A 17,023-nucleotide genomic window follows, 5' to 3' on the forward strand; every position below is an offset into this window, starting at 1 on the left:
GGAAGGGAAGGGAAGGGAATAAGGAAGGGAAGGGAACACGCGGCGCAGCTTTGCATCATGGCGTCACCTACGTAACGCGCGTGGCCCGGACCGCGCCCAGCGACCGCACCCGAGCCGACCACCGCCGCGACGTGATGATGCCGGCTGCGCCGCTAGGTGGCATCCGATGAGACTCACACAGCAGCAGGGGAAACGCCTGTGCGAGCTCGTGCACCTGTTGCGCCGCGATTGGGACCTGCCAGGCATCGAGACCGCGGTGCGTGAGGCGGCGAAGGACGCGACCGCCGTCGACGTGTGCGTCGCCGCGATCCGAGCAGCGGGCAACTCCGAGGCGAAGACACCCGGTCTCATCCCTCGGCCGGGCGCGCACTGGTCGCAGACGCCGAAGGGCGAGCAGCGGCAGCACTCGACCTGCGCGCACGGCAACCGGCAACGGGTGTGCGACGAGTGCAACGCCGGCCTCACGACCGCGCCGCCCGACTGGCGCAACCGCACCGAGCCCGAACCCACCACCACCGACGAGAACGACGAGGACGAACAGCCATGACCAGCACCGAGACCCACACGGCCGCGACCGAGCTCGACCTCGACGCGATCCGCGCCCGCCACGCCGCGACCACCGAAGGCCCGTGGTTCTGGTGGGGCAACACCGACAACCACTCCGCCGCGTTGTGCGGCCGGCAGCCTGGCGTCGGCGTCTGCGAGGTCGTCTCCACTGTGACCGTCGACCGATCGACGACCGGCCGCGAGGCCGACGTTAACCGCGAGTCGCTGCGCGAGTACACGACCATGACCGAGGACCAGATCGAGGACGAGATCCGCGCATGGGCAGCCGAATCGTGGGACCAGCCCCGCAGCGACGCGAGGCTCGCGCTCACCGACGAGAACCACATCAGGCGCAACGTCGAAGACGTCGCCGTCTACCAGGTCGCCCGCGCGCAAGGTCTGCCCGACGACACCCCACGCGACGACGAGCGCGTGTACCGCGCCGACATCTGCGACGTTCGCAACCCCAACGGCAAGTTTCTCGCCGCGTCATGGGCTGACGTGCGCGACCTGATCGCCGAGGTCGAGCGCCTGCGCGCCCGCGTCTCCGAGCTCGAAGGCGTGCAGCGATGAGCACGCCCGAGCAGAAGCGCAAGGCCCGACTCGTCAAGGCCGCGATCCCCACCGCGACCCAGCTCGTCACGCTCGTACGCGACGACACCGAGCCCGTGCACGAGATCCTCACCAGCGCGACCACCGAGCAGCTGTACGCGCTCGTCGTCGTGCTCGCCGCGATGGTTCCTGACGACCGGTCCGTCGCGGATCTGCTCGACTGGACACGGACCGACGTCGACCGTGCGTCGGACCTACGCCGCACCGGGCAGCAAGCACGGTTCCGCAACATGCCGCGCATCGTGCACGCCAACGAAGACGACTGGACCGACGACGAGCTGCGCGCCGCACGGTCCGCGTGCGAGCGTGGCGACACGTCCGAATGGGCGACCGAAGGCCGCCGCGTCTATTACCGCGTTTCGCACCGCCGGCGCCGCGCCCGCGTCGCCCGAGCACTGCAGGCCGCGTCATGACCGGCAACCAGCTCGTGAGCCTGCACATCGCCGGCGACCCGATCCCGCAGGGGTCAAAGAAGATCGGCCGCCACGGCAGGCGGCCCGTGATCCTCGACGACAACGACGCGAAGCTCAAGCCGTGGCGTGCACGCGTCACGCTCGGCGCCCGGCAGGCGATGCTCGGCCGACCCCCGGTCGACGCACCGATCGAGCTGCGCATCGTGTTCATGATCGAGCGGCCCCGCGGGCACTACGGCACCGGCCGCAACGCCGGCACACTGCGCGCGTCCGCGCCCATGCGGCCCGCAGTGAAGCCCGACGTCGACAAGCTCGAGCGCGCGATCTTGGACGCGCTCACGGGCGTGGTGTACGTCGACGACGGCCGCGTCGTCGACACGCACGTGTCGAAGATCTACGCGCCCGAGCCGACCGGCGCCGGCGTACTCATCCGAGCGCACCTCGCGTCATGGGCACCGACCGCGTTCGTCGCATGAGCACCACCGAGCGGCCCCGCCGCCGCCACCACGCCGGCCGGCACATCGCGTTCTGCCGGTGCGGGTGCAAGGCCCGCGCCGGCGCCACCACACGACCCGCGCTCGACACCCGCGTCAACGCGTGGGACCACACCAGGAAGGCAGCCGCATGACCACCACCCCCGAGCCCCGCCACGACGCCACCGACGAGCGCACGACCTGCCGCGAGCACGGCGGCGCGTACGCCGAGTGCATCAGCAAGCACACGCTCGCGTACGACGCCACACCTGAGCCCGCGACGAGCTCGGCCTACGACGCGCTGCGCACGCCCGGCACCGAGCTCACGCTGCACTACGCCGACGGCAGCACCCGCACCGTGACCGTCGGCGAGGCGCGCGCGGCCCGCACCCCCGACCTCGACGCGCTCGTGGAGGCCGTAGCAGCAGCGTGGGCATCGGATGCAGACCCCGACCCCGATTCCTCGGTGATGTTCGCACGGATCGCCGTCGATGCGGTGCTGGGCGAGCTGCCCGACGTGGCCGCACTCACCGCCGAGGTGAACCGTGGCTAACCGCTACGCCCCGCCACAAGAGCGGTTCTGGGCGAAGGTCGCCAAGGGCGACGGGTGCTGGGAGTGGACCGGGGCAACGTGGGCGAACGGATACGGCCAGTTCAACAACCAGTCTCGGAGGTGTCTCGCGCACCGCGTGTCGTACGAACTGGCGAACGGGCCAATCGCAGACGGCATGACTGTCGATCATCTGTGCCGCAACAAGAGATGCGTGAGACCTGAGCACCTTGAGGCAGTCACGCGCGGCGACAACGTTCGCCGATGGGCCGCGACGATCACGCACTGCCCTCAAGGCCATGAGTACAGCGCGGAGAACACGCGGGTCTGGAAGGGCAAGAGGAACTGCATCACATGCCAACGAGAAGCCAAGAGAAGGGCCGCGTAATGAGCGAGATCGAAGAACTTCGACACGAGGTCGAGCGGCTGCGGGAGCGACTGGCCGACCACGACAAGCGCCACAAGGCCGAATGGCACCCCCGCACGTACGAGGGAAAGTACGCGCCCATGTGGGCGACCCCAGCCTTCCAGCGCATCGCAGAAGAAGTCATCGAGGCCATCCTCCGCGACGTCTGGCAGGGCAAGAAGAACCACCTGCGAGAGCAGATGATGGACGTCGCGCGCAAGGCGACCACCTACGACCGTCTCGACTGGCACTGGGACGTCATGAAGCGCGAGAACGATGCCCTCACCGCCGAGAACGAGCGGCTGCGGGACGGTGCAGCAACCCTCGCCGTCGAGTGGAACCGGGAACGGTCAGCCGAGTTCGCCGTCGCGGCATCGGACCTGACCGACCTCGTGAAGGACCCGAACCCACGCGAGTCGCTCGCTATGGCTGTCACGAGCCTGCGGGCTGACCTGGCTGCTGAGCGTGCCCGCGCCGAGAAGGCCGAGGCCGAGGTCGATCGGCTGCGGGAGCAGACCTCTCGCCTCGCGCTCACTGAGGCCGCCTTGCTCGACGCGCGCGCCGACCTCTCCCGCGCCGCCGAGGACTTCACGAAGGCCAAGGCTGACCTGGCTGCTGAGCGCCAACGCTCCGAGCACGAGCGCGGCCTGCGCATCAGCAGCGAGACTGACAGGGAGCAGTCCGAGTCCGACGTGGCCGCACTCACCGCCTCTGTGGACTCACTCCAGGAGGCCATCCGAGCGAGCGCGCACCAACTCGCGGACATGTCCAGGGAAGTGGTTGCTGAGCGTGCCGAGAACGAGCGACTGACCTGCCAGGTGTACGCGCTCACGACAACCCGCGACTACTGGCGCGACCGCGTCACGTCGGCCTCGGCTGACGTGGCCGCCGAGCGTGCCCGACGCACCGACGCGCTTGACACCCTAGCGATGCACCAGAGGGAGCAGTCGGGTATGTCCTACGGAGCGCCAGACCGGTGCCGCTGCGGAGCCGAGACTTACCCCGAGCGCGGGGATGAGGAGGTCACGATCCGTCGTGACCGGGCATTCGCGGCGCATCAGGCTGCCGCCCTGGCTGGCGGGGAGGCGAGCGCCGAACCGAACACCCACGATCGCGCACCTGGGCTCTACCCCGTCCTGCGCCCCAATGCAGCCGAGTGGCAGGTCTTGGAGTGGGACGGAGAGGACTGGCTCACGCAGGACGGACACACCGAGTTCCACGGCGCTCACGGCACGGTTGGCCCGCGCATCCCGTTCGGGTGTGGTCGCGATGAGCGCTGACACCCCCGAGCAGGTCCGCCAAGCCCGCATCACGCTCGCGATGGCGCTCATGCGCGGTCCCAGCAGCTACCAGCGCCGCGAGTACGTGCGCCGCGTCGTGGTGTTCGAGGCCAAGGCATGGGAGGCGTACGAGCGCACGATCCGTGCCGACGCCTGGGGCGAGGGCTACGACGCAGGGCATCAGGACGCCCGCGCTGTGCAGGCGACGTACCCCGATCCGACGCCCAACCCACACCGCACCACCAACACCACCCAGGAGGACTGACCCATGCCCGAGTACCGCAAGAAGCCTGTCGTCATCGACGCCATCCAGTGGACCGGCCAGAACGCGGACGAGGTGCTCGCGTTCACCGGATCCGCCGCTCGCCTTGAGTCAGCCGACTGCCACGGCGACGGCCCGCCCTACCTCGTAGCGATCAACACCCTCGAAGGGCGCATGGTCGCTGGCCGAGACGACTGGATCATCCGTGGCGTGCAGGGCGAGTTCTACCCGTGCAAGAGTGATATATTTGAGGCAACCTACGAGAGAGTTGCCGACCGATGAGCCGCCGCGACCGGTTCACGCCCACGTCGGAGCCACGAGAGGCCGCCACAGAGCCCGAGGGCTACTCGCGGACGTGCGGGGTCGCCCAGCGGGACTGTGCCCGTGACGGCTGCGTGTGCCGCCCTCTGAGGTGGACCGACCTGCGCGGAATCGACCCGCACTTCACTTGCGAGCCCGGGGAGCCGTGCAGTGCGCCTGCGAACGCTCCGACCCGGTGCACCCCGATGCCCCAGGCCGTCGCTGACGCACTCGACACCGAGACCGAACCACCAACACCACCCAGGAGGACTGACCCATGCCCGAGTACCGCAAGAAGCCTGTCGTCATCGACGCCATCCAGTGGACCGGCCAGAACGCGGACGAGGTGCTCGCGTTCACCGGATCCGCCGCTCGCCTTGAGTCAGCCGACTGCCACGGCGACGGCCCGCCCTACCTCGTAGCGATCAACACCCTCGAAGGGCGCATGGTGGCTGGCCGAGACGACTGGATCATCCGTGGCGTGCAGGGCGAGTTCTACCCGTGCAAGAGTGATATATTTGAGGCAACCTACGAGAGAGTTGCCGACGATGAACGAACTGATTCGGTGTCCGAAGTGCGGGGAGATGAAGCCCCGTGAGGACTATTACGGAGTTCGCAAGCGCGCAGGGTGGTGCAAGGCCTGCTCTCGCGCCAAGAGCGCGGCGTACTACGCGGCCAACAAGGAACGCCAGAAGGCCAAGCACCGCGAGTGGGTTGCGGCCAACAAGGAGCGCGTGGCTGCCCACAAGGCCAAGTCCGCTTACGGCATCCCACTGGACGAGTACGAGCAACTCATGCGCGAAGGCAAGTGCGCGATCTGTGGCAACACTGAGCGGCTGCGAATCGACCACCGCCACGTCTCTGAGCGTGTTCGTGGGGTCCTGTGCGACTCGTGCAACAAGGGTCTCGGGTTCTTCCGCGACGACCCTGCACGGCTCCGCGCAGCGATCCGCTACCTCAAGCGGGGCTAGCGCCAAGCCGGACATCTTCGCCGCCACGTACGAGCGCGTGGAGGACTGAGCCATGAGCGTCCACCCGTCCCCCGACTGCGACCAGGGCAAGCACACCGCCTGCGACCAGTCCGCATGGGATCACACCACCGACCAACCCACCAACTGCGACTGCACCTGCCACCAGGAGAAGCGATGACCATCGACCCGACCGACCTCACCCGACGCAGCGGCGTCGCCGACCTCGACGCCGCCACCCACGACGGCCCCGAAGGCATCACCGCCCCCTACGGGTGGAACGCCGACGCCGGCCTGCCCCGATCCAACCCCGACCTCCTCAAGCCCGCGCCGTTCCCGCAGCCCGGCCCACAGCTCGTCGCCGATCGTGACGACGACTTCGTGCTGAGCGTCAAGGAGTGGCACCCCGGGTTCCGGGTGTGGCTCGACCCCGAGGACATCGACTCCGCCCGCCGCGAGTACCCGTTCGAGCGGTACGTGCCCGTGAGCATCGGCGCAGCCGTGCCCGTCATCCACCCCGTCGGCCGCATGTGGGGTCAGCCCGCACCCGAACCCACCACCAACAAGGACGTCTGATGCGGATGAGCACCACAGACGCCATGAGAGCCAGGCGCATCAAGGTCGTGATGGCGATCATGACCGGTGCCGCCCCCGAAGCGCAGGAGCGCGCATGGGCGGCGCTCGAAACGCAGACCCGCGCCGACGAGTGCGACACCCTCGCTGACCAGGCGCACGCAACGTCGGCCGCGTTCGTCGCGGCCGACCTACGCAGCCAGGCAGTCCAGCACCGAGACACCCTCGCCGACCTCGACAACGCCACCTGACCCGACACTGCGGGTGGGCTCACGCACATCCGCACGGAGCCCACCCGCACCACCGCACGGCCCAACTAAACAGCGCACTCACCCGAGGACCCAGCACCAGGAGCACCCATGCCCCAGCCCTGCACGAGAGGCTGCACCACCCGCGGCAACCACCAGCCCGACTGCACCCACACCACCGAATGCCCCGACAGCTGCACCAACCACTGCACCGGATTGAACCGCCCCGGGATGTCCGGAGACTTCATTACTGGAGGATGAAGTCATGGCACGTCCCTCGAAGTACCCGCGTGAGCTGCGGGAGCGTGCGGTCCGGATGGTGACGGAGTCAGTCGCCGCCGGCGAGTACACCAGCGAGTTCGAAGCGATCCGCACGATCGCGGCTCGACTGGGCATCGGGTCTCCCGAGACCCTGCGTAAGTGGGTTCGCCAGGCCCAGGTCGATGGCGGGACCCGACCGGGTCGCACGACCCAGGAGCTGGAGGAGATCCGGGCGTTGAAGAAGGAGAACGCCGAGCTGCGCCGGGCGAACGAGATCTTGAAGTCAGCGTCGGCTTTCTTCGCGGCGGAGCTCGACCGCCCACCCAGGTACTGACCGAGTTCATCGACACTCATCGTGAGGAGTTCGGGGTCGAGCCGATCTGTCGAGTGCTGTGCGAGCACGGCGTCAAGATCGCCCCGTCGACGTACTACGAGGCCCGCGATCGGGCGCCCTCAGCGCGGACGCTGCGCGATGCGCAGGTCGGCGAGCTGATCCGGTCCGCGCGTCAGCAGCGGTTCGTGACCCGGTTCGGTGCGCGCAAGATGTGGTTGCACCTGCGCAGGCAGGGCCATGACGTGGCCCGGTGCACCGTGGAGCGAGTGATGGCCGCGAACGGCTGGCAGGGCGCACTGCGGGGCAAGCAGGTGCGGACCACCATCGCTGACCCGCGCGATGCCCGAGCGGCGGATCTGGTCCAGCGAGACTTCACCGCCTCGGCCCCGAACCGGCTGTGGGTCGCTGACTTCACCTATGTCGCGACCTGGTCCGGGACCGTCTACGTCGCGTTCGTCATCGACGTCTACTCCCGGATGATCGTCGGCTGGCGCGCGGCCACCAGCATGAGCACCCAGCTGGTGCTGGACACCCTCGAGCACGCGATCTGGTCACGCCGCCAGCACGGCGTGGACGACCTGACCGGGCTGGTGCACCACACCGACGCCGGCAGCCAGTACACCTCTTTCGCCTTCACTACCAGGCTGATTGACGCCGGCGTGGACGCATCAGTGGGTTCGGTGGGCGACGCCTACGACAACGCGATGGCTGAGTCCCAGATCGGCGCGTACAAGACCGAGCTGATCCGTCCCGACGGGCCGTGGCGCGATGTCGAGCACGTCGAGCTCGACACCCTGCAGTGGGTCCACTGGTTCAACCACGACCGACCCCACGAGTCCATCGACGACCTGACACCCATCGAGGTCGAATCAGCCCACTACGCTGCACGAAACCGTCTCATCCCGTCCGGGTAGAGACACAACACGAAGTGTCCGGAAACCCCGGGGCGGTTCAGATGCGCACCACGACCAGCCACCACCGGCCACTACTGCACCCGCTGCACCGACCGCTTCCTCACCAACCTCCGTGCACTCCCCGACCTCGCAGTCACCGCCCACAACATGCCCGGCGGCCGACTCATCACCCGCACCAACACCGACACCCCAGACCGGCGCGCCACCAAGGTCGACCAGCACTCACCCGCACCCGCCATCGACGAAGTCGACGACGTCTGCGACTGGGCCTACGACATCGCCCTCGCGATAGCCGACCACCTCGGCCACAAGCACGGACCGTTCCGATACCGCGTCGACGGCGTCCCCGTGAAGTGGGCACTCACCCAGCACATCACCTACCTCACCAACCACGTCGACACCGTCCTCGGAGTCGACTGGCACGAGACCACCTACGACGACGCCCACCGCTACGCCCGACGACTCCAGCGACGGACCGGCACCGACGACCTCATCCACCGCATCCGCGAGCGCTGCCCCAGCTGCGACCAGAGGACCCTGACCCGAGAGGACGGCGCCGGCAAGGTGCTCTGCAACAACCGCGACTGCCAACGCATCTGGACTGAGGACGAGTACGCCCGCCTCGCCGTCGTCGTCGCGTCGTGACCTGGGACCCGTACGGCCGCCTCCTCACCATCGAGGAGGCGGCCCGCGCCGTCGACCGACCCACGTCCACCATCCGCCGATGGATCACCGAAGGACGCCTCACCCCCACCGCTGCCCTGGGGCACCGCAAGCTCTACCGCGAGTCCGACGTCCTCGCCGCCGACGCCGACGCGCACCGCGGCCGACGACGCCCACGCGGTGTCAGACCACGCACGCCCGGCTTGACATAGACCGAGCACTCTCCTGCTATGCTGCGCACAGCGCATCCATCAACCCTTCAACCGGTTGACCGCAAAGAAGCCCCGACCCACCAGGGTCGGGGCTTCTTGCATGCCCGGACGCGCCCCAGATCCCCGGAGCCCAGCACTCAGCAACGCCCAAGGCCCACCACGCGCGGGCCGACGGGACACGCCACCCACACGAGCCACGCTCGAGCTGGGCCCCGGCCAAACCAGGGAGCAGCCATGGCACGCCGCGTCTGCGCCGAACCAGGCTGCCCAACCATCACCGACCGCACCCGCTGCCCCACACACGAACGCCAACGCGACCAAGCACGAGGTACGCCGGCAGAGCGCGGCTACGGCAGCGACCACCGACGCACTCGGGCGCAGCTACTGCCACAAGCCATCGGCCAACCGTGCCACTTCTGCGGCGAGCCAATGAACGAGGGTCAGCCTCTCGCCCTCGACCACACCGAGGACCGCAGCGGATACCGCGGAATGGCCCACCTCTCATGCAACGCAGCAGACGGTGGCCGCCGCACGCCGAGATAGCAACACCAACAAGTAGCCCCCGCGCGATTGCAGTCGCCGGGGGCTCGGTCATTCCCACTGGAGGGGAACAACATGAGCGAGCGTACCTGCACCGTCGACGGATGCGACAAGCCGCACCGAGCCAAAGGGCTGTGCGTCACCCACTACAACCAAGCGCGCTACGAACCAGACGAGCGACACCGCAAGGTGCTCGTGCCATGCGCTGCCTGTGGCACCGAGGTCACACGCCTCGCCGACGAGCGGCGCGAACCGGCCTGCTCGGTCCGCTGCCGAACGCTGATCCAGTTCGGCGTGGCAACGCACAGCGGATACGACTGGGCAGCATCAGCCATGCAGAGAGCAGCCAAGCTCGGGGCGACCGTGATCCATCACGTCGAACGCGAAGCGATCTTCGAGCGCGACGCCTTCCGCTGCTACCTCTGCGGCACCGACACCAGCAAAGCGACCTCGCCATTCGACCCTCGAAGCGCGACCGTCGACCACGTCGTCCCGCTCAGCCGAGGCGGCGAACACACCCTGACGAACCTCCGATGCTGCTGCCTCCACTGCAACTCATCGAAGCGGGATGTAGTCGCGGCATAGCACCAGGCACCAGGGGGGTGGGGCCGAAGCGGGCCGCCACGTTTACCGCCGGAGAGCTGTCTCCGATAAAAATCGGGTTCAGACATTCGGCGGGTGCGTTTCGAATACCACAGAGTGCATAAGAAGCCCCCGCGACGGCTGCAACCGTCCGAGGGCGTGTCCAACCTGAAGGAACAGGCTGACATGACCGAGCGTACCTGCTCGTCAGAAGACTGCGTGCGCACCATTTGCGCGAGCGGCCTCTGCCGGAACCATTACGACCGCGCGCGGTATCTCGCTCGTCGAGTGCGTACTCCGAGAGTTCATGACCAACCGGCCTGGCCGGACTGGGATGGCGCGTTCTCGGTCCTCGACTGGCGGGAGTGCGCTCGCTGCGGTCGTCAGTTCGCCCGCGGAGGCAGATCGACGTTCTGCTCGGCGAGATGCAAGAGCGCGGCGTACCGAGACGCCGCGTCGCAGAGGTGCTCGGCCGATGATTGCGAGAGGTCGGTTCGGGCGAAGGGCATGTGCAACATGCACTATCGCCGGGTCCTCCGCGCTGAGGGCAGGATCTCGACTAAGACGCCGTGGACTGACGCCCGGCGGGACTCGTACCACCGGCGCCGGGCGTTGAAGGTCTCGGCGTCGACGGGCGATCCGGTCGAGCGGGACGTGATCGCGAAGCGCGATGGGTTCAAGTGTGGTCTCTGCGGTCGGCGTGTGGCCATGGATCTTGTCTGGCCGCATCCGATGAGCCCGTCTCTCGATCATGTCGTGCCGCTTTCGGAAGGCGGCGACCATGCGCCGGCGAATGTGCAGCTCGCTCACCTGCGGTGCAACGTGTCGAAGGGCGCGCGAGGTGGCGGCGAGCAGCTGGCATTGATCGGCTGAGCGCGAGGCTCAGTCGCTGACGGTTCGCGGCGCGAGGCCGCTGAGGAGTGATCGAGCATGGGCAGTGGTGGCGCGCGGAACCGTTCGGGCTGAACCGCCCCGGGGTTTCCGGACACTTCGTGTTGTGTCTCTACCCGGACGGGATGAGACGGTTTCGTGCAGCGTAGTGGGCTGATTCGACCTCGATGGGTGTCAGGTCGTCGATGGACTCGTGGGGTCGGTCGTGGTTGAACCAGTGGACCCACTGCAGGGTGTCGAGCTCGACGTGCTCGACATCGCGCCACGGCCCGTCGGGACGGATCAGCTCGGTCTTGTACGCGCCGATCTGGGACTCAGCCATCGCGTTGTCGTAGGCGTCGCCCACCGAACCCACTGATGGGTCCACGCCGGCGTCAATCAGCCTGGTAGTGAAGGCGAAAGAGGTGTACTGGCTGCCGGCGTCGGTGTGGTGCACCAGCCCGGTCAGGTCGTCCACGCCGTGCTGGCGGCGTGACCAGATCGCGTGCTCGAGGGTGTCCAGCACCAGCTGGGTGCTCATGCTGGTGGCCGCGCGCCAGCCGACGATCATCCGGGAGTAGACGTCGATGACGAACGCGACGTAGACGGTCCCGGACCAGGTCGCGACATAGGTGAAGTCAGCGACCCACAGCCGGTTCGGGGCCGAGGCGGTGAAGTCTCGCTGGACCAGATCCGCCGCTCGGGCATCGCGCGGGTCAGCGATGGTGGTCCGCACCTGCTTGCCCCGCAGTGCGCCCTGCCAGCCGTTCGCGGCCATCACTCGCTCCACGGTGCACCGGGCCACGTCATGGCCCTGCCTGCGCAGGTGCAACCACATCTTGCGCGCACCGAACCGGGTCACGAACCGCTGCTGACGCGCGGACCGGATCAGCTCGCCGACCTGCGCATCGCGCAGCGTCCGCGCTGAGGGCGCCCGATCGCGGGCCTCGTAGTACGTCGACGGGGCGATCTTGACGCCGTGCTCGCACAGCACTCGACAGATCGGCTCGACCCCGAACTCCTCACGATGAGTGTCGATGAACTCGGTCAGTACCTGGGTGGGCGGTCGAGCTCCGCCGCGAAGAAAGCCGACGCTGACTTCAAGATCTCGTTCGCCCGGCGCAGCTCGGCGTTCTCCTTCTTCAACGCCCGGATCTCCTCCAGCTCCTGGGTCGTGCGACCCGGTCGGGTCCCGCCATCGACCTGGGCCTGGCGAACCCACTTACGCAGGGTCTCGGGAGACCCGATGCCCAGTCGAGCCGCGATCGTGCGGATCGCTTCGAACTCGCTGGTGTACTCGCCGGCGGCGACTGACTCCGTCACCATCCGGACCGCACGCTCCCGCAGCTCACGCGGGTACTTCGAGGGACGTGCCATGACTTCATCCTCCAGTAATGAAGTCTCCGGACATCCCGGGGCGGTTCAGGCCCTCAGAAGGACGAGAGCTCGGGCCGCAGTGATCGTCTCGGGTTCAAGCTGACTGCTCTGCCCGCTGAGGGGTTCGCCGGCGAGGCTCCTGGGTGGCCGTTGATGGTGCGTCAGGTGTTCCGCAAAGAGACCGACGAGAACGGCCGGGTCGTGCCGGTGTACGACCACGCGGCGACCGAGGACGTCAAGGCGCGAGAGCTCGAGCTGTGGGCGTGGGCGTGGCACACCCCGCAGGCGTGCGCGTGGTCGATGCCGTCGGAGTCGTGGCGGTTGCACACGATCGCGTTGTGGGTGCGGACGTTCGTGCTGTGCGAGTCGTCGGAGGCGACCGCGGCCGACAAGAACAGCCTGCACCGGCTCGCTGACCAGATCGGGATGACGCCGGCCGGGCTGAAGGAGAACGGCTGGGCCGTGGCGGCGGATCAGATCGGCGCTCGAGGTGCTGACCGTGCGTCGGATCCTGCGCCCCAGCAGCCGAAGCGTGAGCGGCGGATGCGAGCAGTCAGTGGCGGCGCCTGACGACGAGTTCGTCGTCGACTTCCCGACGCTGGGTGACCTGTGGTCGGGGTGGATCGAGCAGCACTGCCGGGTGCCTGACCGTCACGAGCGGGGTAAGGCGTTCCGGGAGTACGACTGGCAGTTCTGGTGCACCGCGAACCATGGGCGGGTCCGCCCGGACGCGGTGTACGACCCTGACCGGCCTCCGCTGAACCAGGCGTTCCACTACCGGCGCTCGCAGGTCATCGCACCGCAGAAGATGGGTAAGGGCCCGTGGACTGCGGCGCGCGTGTGCCTCGCGGCCGTGGGGCCGTCGGAGTTCGCCGGGTGGGCGGTCGAGGGCGACGAGTACCACTGCGAGGACAACGGCTGCTCGTGCGGGTGGGTGTGGGCGTACGAGCCCGGTGAGCCGCTGGGCATGCGTCACCCGTCGCCGCTGATCCAGATCATGGCGACGTCGGACGATCAGGTCGCGAACATCTGGCGTCCGCTGGTGTCGATGATCGGGCTCGGGCCGCTGCGGGAGACGCTCCTGCCCCGTGGTGAGTTCGTGCGGATCGTCGGCACGTCGGGCGACAAGGACATGGACCGCATCGACCGTGTGACGGCGTCTGCGCAGTCACGTCTGGGCGCGCCGATCAACGAGGCGTTCTTCGACGAGTCGGGCCTGTACACGAAGTCGAACAAGCTCATCGAGGTCTTCCAGACGATGCGTCGTGGCGCTGCTGCGATGGGTGGCCGGTCGATGGAGACGACGAACGCGTTCGACCCGGCGATGGCGTCCGCTGCGCAGCTGACGCAGGAGTCGCAGGCGACGGACATCTTCCGGTACTGGCGTGACCCGGATGCGGTGCTGAAGCGCCCGGACGGTACGCCGTTGTCGTTCATGAACGCTCGTGAGCGGCGCCGGATCCTGGCGTACGTGTACGCCGGCGCGACGCACATCAACATCGACAGCATCGACGCCGAGTCCAAGGAGCTCATCGAGACCGACCCGGCGCAGGCGGAGCGGTTCTTCGGGAATCGTCTGGTGCGCGGTAAGGGTTCGTGGTTGCCGCCGGGCCTGTGGGATGGAGCGTGGGCCGGTGCGTCCGAAGATGACGTGGCTTGAGCCGCCGCCGGCGGGTACGCCGGTGTGTGGCGGGTTCGACGGGTCGACTGTCGACGACGCGACGGTCATCAAGCTCGAGACCCGCGGCGGGCACCTGTTCACGCCCCGGTACGGGCCAGACCGGCGCCCGACGATCTGGCTACCCGCCGAGTGGGGCGGCACCGTCCCAAGGCTCGAAGTCCACGCGGCGTGGGACGAGATCGCGCGCACGTACCAGCTGCGGCGGGTCTACTGCGACCCGTGGCAGTGGCAGACCGAGATTGAGCGGTGGGACGAGCAGCATGGCCCGGACACGTTCCTGGTTTGGGACACGAAGCGTGCGCGGCCGATGCATGAGGCGCTGGACCGGATGGTCACGGACCTCGCGTCGGGTGCGGTCACGCACGACGGGTGTCCGATCACGACCCTGCACGTGAACAACGCTCGGAAGCTCGCGAAGCCGAACGAGACGTACCAGCTGGGGAAGCCGGCGCAGCACCAGAAGATCGACGCCGCTGTGACTTCCACGATCTGCCATGAGGCGGCGTCCGATGCCCGTGCTGAGGGCTGGGACGACACCGACACCCGAGTGTTCTGCTTCACCTGACCCGATGGGAGGTTCGCGTGGCGACTCTCCCCCAGGCGTCTGTGCTGTCCGACGACGAGAAGGACACGATCAACCGCCTGTCCGCGCGTCTGCGCAAGGACGAGCAGGGCATGGTCCGCCTCGACCGGTACTTCGAGGGCACGCAGCGGCTGCAGCACATCGGCTTGGCGGTGCCGGCCGAGCTGCGGAAGTTCGAGACGGTCGTGAACGTGCCGCGCATGGCCGTGGACGAGCCCGCTCGACGGCAGGTGCTGCGCGCGTTCTACCGGCGTGACGACTCGACGAAGCCTGATGAGGCGTTGCAGGAGGCGTGGGAGTACAACAACCTGCCTTCGGAGTCGTCTCTGGTGCAGCGTGAGGAGAAGATCTTCGGGCGGTCGTTCGTCGCGGTCGGGTCGAACGCTGACGACGAGGAACACCCGCTCATCACCGTGGAGGACCCGCGGCAGATCGCGTGCGACGTGGACCCGCGTCGTCGGGCGATCCGGTCAGCGCTGCGGCTCTACCGCGACGAGGCTGAGCGGACGACGCGGGGCACGCTGTACCTCGCCGATTCGACTCTGTACGTGTCGCGTGGCCGCAACGGCTGGGAGGTCGACGACCGCGACGGCCACAAGCTCGGCGTCGTACCGCTGGTGATGTTCCTGAACCGACGCCGTGCCGGGCAGTGGAACGGCACGTCCGAGATGGCCGACGTCATCGGCATGACGGACTCGATCGCGCGTCTCATCACGAACATGTCCGTGGCCGCGGAGACCCTCGCGCTGCCGCACCGGTGGGCGGCCGGCATGAAGAAGGAAGACTTCGTCGACAAGGACGGGAAGGCGCTCCCCACGTGGGAGGCGTACATGACCGCGATCAAGACGACGTCGAACCCTGAGGCGAAGTTCGGGCAGTTCGCTGCGGCGAACCTCGACAACTTCCACTCCACCGTCAACAACATGCTCGCGTGGTGCGCGGCCGTCCTCGGTCTCCCGACCCGATACGCCGGGCAGCAGTCGGTGAACCCTGCCGCTGAGGGCGCGATCCGCGCCGACGAGTCGCGGCTCATCACCCGCGTCGAGGAGATGAACCGGTACGACGGCGACGCGTGGGCGTGGGTCATGGGCCTCGAGGAGCGTTTCCGGACCGGCGAGTGGGGCGACCGGAACAGCATCCGCACCCTGTGGTTCGACCCGGCGACCCCGACGTACTCGCAGCGCGCCGACGCGCTGACGAAGCTGCGGTCCGAGGGCGTCCTGTCCGTCGAGGGCGTGTGGGACGAGCTCGGCTGGGACGAGCCACGGAAGGCGCAGGAGCGTCAGCGCCTCGCCGACGAGGCCGTCGAGGGTGTCGTACCTCGTCTTCTCCGTGGGGTGAGCGATGGCGACGCGGCAGCCGCAGACGCTTCGTTCGGCAGTTGAGGCCCAGCGCAGCCAGGCGCTGCTGGTCGCGGCTGGGGTGACGGCTGCGAGCGAGGTCCGCACGCAGCCGCTCGCGCGGCTGCTGCAGGTCGTGACCGCGTTCCGTCTCCTGCTGTTCGGCCGCGCTGTGAAGGCCGTGCCGGCGATGCTCGCCGAGCAGAACGTGACCGCTGACCCGGTCGCGGTGCCGCAGTTCGAAGCGCTCGCCGAGCTCGCGTCGGATGGTCGCCCGCTCGCGACGCTGCTGGACTACGGCCGTTCGAAGCAGGGTGTCGACTTCGAGCGGATCGTCGCGACGCAGCTGCAGGACACCGCTCGTACGGGCGCGTCGCTGGCGTCGACGTCGAGGCCAGGGATCACGGGCTACACGCGGCAGCTGGTGCTTCCGTCGTGCTCGCGGTGCATCATCCTGGCCGGTGCGTTCTACCGGTTCAACAAGGGGTTCGAGCGGCACCCGCTGTGCGACTGCATCCACATCCCCGCCGTCGAGGACACCGCGTTCGACCTGACGACGAACCCGAGCCTGGCGTTCGAGTCGATGACCGGAGCCGAGCAGGACAAGTCGTTCACGAAGGCGGGCGCGCAGGCGATCCGCGACGGCGCCGACCTGGCGCAGGTCGTGAACGCCCGAGCCGGCATGTCGACCGCGCAGGTCGTCGACCGTGGCCGTGGCGACCGGTGGACCGCACGGGGACGCGCGGCACGGGTGGACGTCTACGGCCGGGACCTGTTCATCACCACGGAGGGCACGACCCGCCGCGGCGAGGCGTACCGGTCGATGCGCGACAACCGCGCGAACCGGGCCGCTGACGACATCCGCCGCAAGGGCGAACGGTACTCACGATCGAAGGCGCCGCGCCTGATGCCCGAGAGCATTTATGAGATTGCCGAATCCCGCGAAGACGCGATCCGCCTCCTGAAGCTCTACGGCTACGTCCGCTAGCCGACCCAGACCTCCCCGACGGCGCAAGGCCGGCGGGCTGACCTCCC

Annotated in this window: 27 protein-coding genes and 2 other annotated features; of the genes, 25 read left to right on the top strand and 2 right to left on the bottom strand. The window is 68.3% G+C overall.

Features of this window, described 5'->3' with window-relative positions; all coding sequences use genetic code 11:
• Positions 1-166 precede the first annotated feature (166 nt).
• The 15 genes from VV01_RS14455 to VV01_RS14510 all read left to right on the top strand — a co-directional run bounded on the left by VV01_RS14455 (position 167) and on the right by VV01_RS14510 (position 6,634).
• Complete coding sequence (locus VV01_RS14455) at positions 167-547, top strand: hypothetical protein (protein ID WP_050670491.1); 381 nt, start codon at positions 167-169, stop codon at positions 545-547.
• Entirely contained in the window at positions 544-1,119 is a 576-nt protein-coding gene (locus VV01_RS14460) for a hypothetical protein (protein ID WP_050670492.1), read from the top strand. The genes VV01_RS14455 and VV01_RS14460 overlap by 4 nt, the downstream gene beginning before the upstream one ends.
• A complete protein-coding gene (locus VV01_RS14465; RefSeq protein ID WP_050670493.1) occupies positions 1,116-1,571 on the top strand; it encodes a hypothetical protein in 456 nt (151 codons plus the stop codon). The genes VV01_RS14460 and VV01_RS14465 overlap by 4 nt, the downstream gene beginning before the upstream one ends.
• Positions 1,568-2,047, top strand: coding sequence for a RusA family crossover junction endodeoxyribonuclease (locus VV01_RS14470; protein WP_050670494.1), 480 nt, complete (start codon positions 1,568-1,570; stop codon positions 2,045-2,047). Before VV01_RS14465 ends, VV01_RS14470 begins: the two co-directional genes overlap by 4 nt.
• Positions 2,044-2,199 carry a hypothetical protein gene (locus VV01_RS23400; protein ID WP_157508852.1) on the top strand — a complete coding sequence of 52 codons (156 nt, stop codon included), beginning with the start codon at positions 2,044-2,046 and terminating at the stop codon, positions 2,197-2,199. The genes VV01_RS14470 and VV01_RS23400 overlap by 4 nt, the downstream gene beginning before the upstream one ends.
• Positions 2,196-2,597, top strand: a complete 402-nt coding sequence (locus VV01_RS14475) for a hypothetical protein (protein WP_050670495.1) — start codon at positions 2,196-2,198, stop codon at positions 2,595-2,597. The genes VV01_RS23400 and VV01_RS14475 overlap by 4 nt, the downstream gene beginning before the upstream one ends.
• 136 nt (positions 2,598-2,733) lie before the next feature.
• Positions 2,734-2,982 carry an HNH endonuclease signature motif containing protein gene (locus VV01_RS24940; protein ID WP_407942939.1) on the top strand — a complete coding sequence of 83 codons (249 nt, stop codon included), beginning with the start codon at positions 2,734-2,736 and terminating at the stop codon, positions 2,980-2,982.
• Entirely contained in the window at positions 2,982-4,280 is a 1,299-nt protein-coding gene (locus VV01_RS14480; protein ID WP_050670496.1) for a coiled-coil domain-containing protein, read from the top strand. The genes VV01_RS24940 and VV01_RS14480 overlap by 1 nt, the downstream gene beginning before the upstream one ends.
• Positions 4,270-4,545, top strand: coding sequence for a hypothetical protein (locus tag VV01_RS14485; RefSeq protein ID WP_050670497.1), 276 nt, complete (start codon positions 4,270-4,272; stop codon positions 4,543-4,545). Before VV01_RS14480 ends, VV01_RS14485 begins: the two co-directional genes overlap by 11 nt.
• Positions 4,546-4,548: 3 nt before the next feature.
• The gene (locus tag VV01_RS14490; RefSeq protein WP_050670498.1) at positions 4,549-4,824 is read left to right on the top strand and encodes a hypothetical protein; all 276 of its coding nucleotides are present in this window, start codon (positions 4,549-4,551) and stop codon (positions 4,822-4,824) included.
• A gap of 295 nt (positions 4,825-5,119) precedes the next feature.
• Positions 5,120-5,440, top strand: a complete 321-nt coding sequence (locus tag VV01_RS14495; protein ID WP_050670499.1) for a hypothetical protein — start codon at positions 5,120-5,122, stop codon at positions 5,438-5,440.
• Positions 5,427-5,813: an endonuclease VII domain-containing protein gene (locus VV01_RS14500; RefSeq protein ID WP_050670500.1), complete on the top strand. Its 387-nt coding sequence runs from the start codon at positions 5,427-5,429 to the stop codon at positions 5,811-5,813. Before VV01_RS14495 ends, VV01_RS14500 begins: the two co-directional genes overlap by 14 nt.
• A gap of 52 nt (positions 5,814-5,865) precedes the next feature.
• Entirely contained in the window at positions 5,866-5,991 is a 126-nt protein-coding gene (locus tag VV01_RS24640) for a hypothetical protein (RefSeq protein WP_269431128.1), read from the top strand.
• Positions 5,988-6,386 carry a hypothetical protein gene (locus tag VV01_RS14505; RefSeq protein WP_050670501.1) on the top strand — a complete coding sequence of 133 codons (399 nt, stop codon included), beginning with the start codon at positions 5,988-5,990 and terminating at the stop codon, positions 6,384-6,386. The genes VV01_RS24640 and VV01_RS14505 overlap by 4 nt, the downstream gene beginning before the upstream one ends.
• 5 nt (positions 6,387-6,391) lie before the next feature.
• A complete protein-coding gene (locus tag VV01_RS14510) occupies positions 6,392-6,634 on the top strand; it encodes a hypothetical protein (protein ID WP_157508853.1) in 243 nt (80 codons plus the stop codon).
• A 65-nt stretch (positions 6,635-6,699) separates the two neighbouring features.
• On the opposite strand, the gene VV01_RS23405 is transcribed toward VV01_RS14510, so the two are convergent.
• Complete coding sequence (locus tag VV01_RS23405; RefSeq protein ID WP_157508854.1) at positions 6,700-6,879, bottom strand: hypothetical protein; 180 nt, start codon at positions 6,877-6,879, stop codon at positions 6,700-6,702.
• A 17-nt stretch (positions 6,880-6,896) separates the two neighbouring features.
• On the opposite strand from VV01_RS23405, the gene VV01_RS14520 reads away from it, so the two are divergent.
• The 5 genes from VV01_RS14520 (at position 6,897) to VV01_RS23935 (ending at position 11,010) form a co-directional block, all read left to right on the top strand.
• Positions 6,897-8,140, top strand: a protein-coding gene (locus tag VV01_RS14520) for an IS3 family transposase (protein WP_157508676.1) whose coding sequence is annotated in 2 segments (ribosomal slippage) — positions 6,897-7,185 and positions 7,185-8,140 — 1,245 coding nt in all. Because the reading frame shifts where the segments join, the coding sequence is not laid out codon by codon here.
• Positions 7,184-7,312, top strand: a sequence feature (AL1L pseudoknot). It overlaps the preceding gene by 129 nt.
• A 147-nt stretch (positions 8,141-8,287) precedes the next feature.
• Entirely contained in the window at positions 8,288-8,785 is a 498-nt protein-coding gene (locus VV01_RS14525; RefSeq protein WP_050670503.1) for a hypothetical protein, read from the top strand.
• The gene (locus tag VV01_RS14530) at positions 8,782-9,015 is read left to right on the top strand and encodes a helix-turn-helix domain-containing protein (RefSeq protein WP_050670504.1); all 234 of its coding nucleotides are present in this window, start codon (positions 8,782-8,784) and stop codon (positions 9,013-9,015) included. The genes VV01_RS14525 and VV01_RS14530 overlap by 4 nt, the downstream gene beginning before the upstream one ends.
• A gap of 615 nt (positions 9,016-9,630) precedes the next feature.
• Entirely contained in the window at positions 9,631-10,140 is a 510-nt protein-coding gene (locus VV01_RS24405; protein ID WP_050670505.1) for an HNH endonuclease, read from the top strand.
• A gap of 513 nt (positions 10,141-10,653) precedes the next feature.
• A complete protein-coding gene (locus VV01_RS23935; protein ID WP_050670506.1) occupies positions 10,654-11,010 on the top strand; it encodes an HNH endonuclease in 357 nt (118 codons plus the stop codon).
• A gap of 130 nt (positions 11,011-11,140) precedes the next feature.
• Here the strand turns inward: VV01_RS23935 and VV01_RS14545 are convergent.
• Positions 11,141-12,384 (bottom strand): IS3 family transposase gene (locus tag VV01_RS14545; protein WP_157508689.1). Its coding sequence is split into 2 segments (ribosomal slippage): positions 11,141-12,096 and positions 12,096-12,384, totalling 1,245 coding nucleotides; the frame shifts between segments, so codons are not numbered across the junction.
• Positions 11,969-12,097 (bottom strand) — a sequence feature (AL1L pseudoknot). Its footprint overlaps the gene before it by 129 nt.
• Positions 12,385-12,549: 165 nt before the next feature.
• Here VV01_RS14545 and VV01_RS14555 point away from each other — a divergent pair.
• The 5 genes from VV01_RS14555 to VV01_RS14575 are packed head-to-tail and all read left to right on the top strand — an operon-like array spanning position 12,550 to position 16,976.
• Positions 12,550-12,954 carry a hypothetical protein gene (locus tag VV01_RS14555; RefSeq protein ID WP_197275051.1) on the top strand — a complete coding sequence of 135 codons (405 nt, stop codon included), beginning with the start codon at positions 12,550-12,552 and terminating at the stop codon, positions 12,952-12,954.
• Positions 12,941-14,044, top strand: a complete 1,104-nt coding sequence (locus tag VV01_RS14560) for a hypothetical protein (protein ID WP_050670507.1) — start codon at positions 12,941-12,943, stop codon at positions 14,042-14,044. Before VV01_RS14555 ends, VV01_RS14560 begins: the two co-directional genes overlap by 14 nt.
• Positions 14,031-14,630, top strand: coding sequence for a terminase TerL endonuclease subunit (locus tag VV01_RS23410; RefSeq protein ID WP_050670508.1), 600 nt, complete (start codon positions 14,031-14,033; stop codon positions 14,628-14,630). The genes VV01_RS14560 and VV01_RS23410 overlap by 14 nt, the downstream gene beginning before the upstream one ends.
• Before the next feature lie 17 nt (positions 14,631-14,647).
• Complete coding sequence (locus tag VV01_RS14570) at positions 14,648-16,033, top strand: phage portal protein (protein WP_071606398.1); 1,386 nt, start codon at positions 14,648-14,650, stop codon at positions 16,031-16,033.
• Complete coding sequence (locus VV01_RS14575) at positions 15,993-16,976, top strand: hypothetical protein (RefSeq protein WP_050670510.1); 984 nt, start codon at positions 15,993-15,995, stop codon at positions 16,974-16,976. The genes VV01_RS14570 and VV01_RS14575 overlap by 41 nt, the downstream gene beginning before the upstream one ends.
• Positions 16,977-17,023: the final 47 nt, after the last annotated feature.

The sequence above is a fragment of the Luteipulveratus halotolerans genome (genome assembly GCF_001247745.1).
Lineage (GTDB): Bacteria > Actinomycetota > Actinomycetes > Actinomycetales > Dermatophilaceae > Luteipulveratus > Luteipulveratus halotolerans.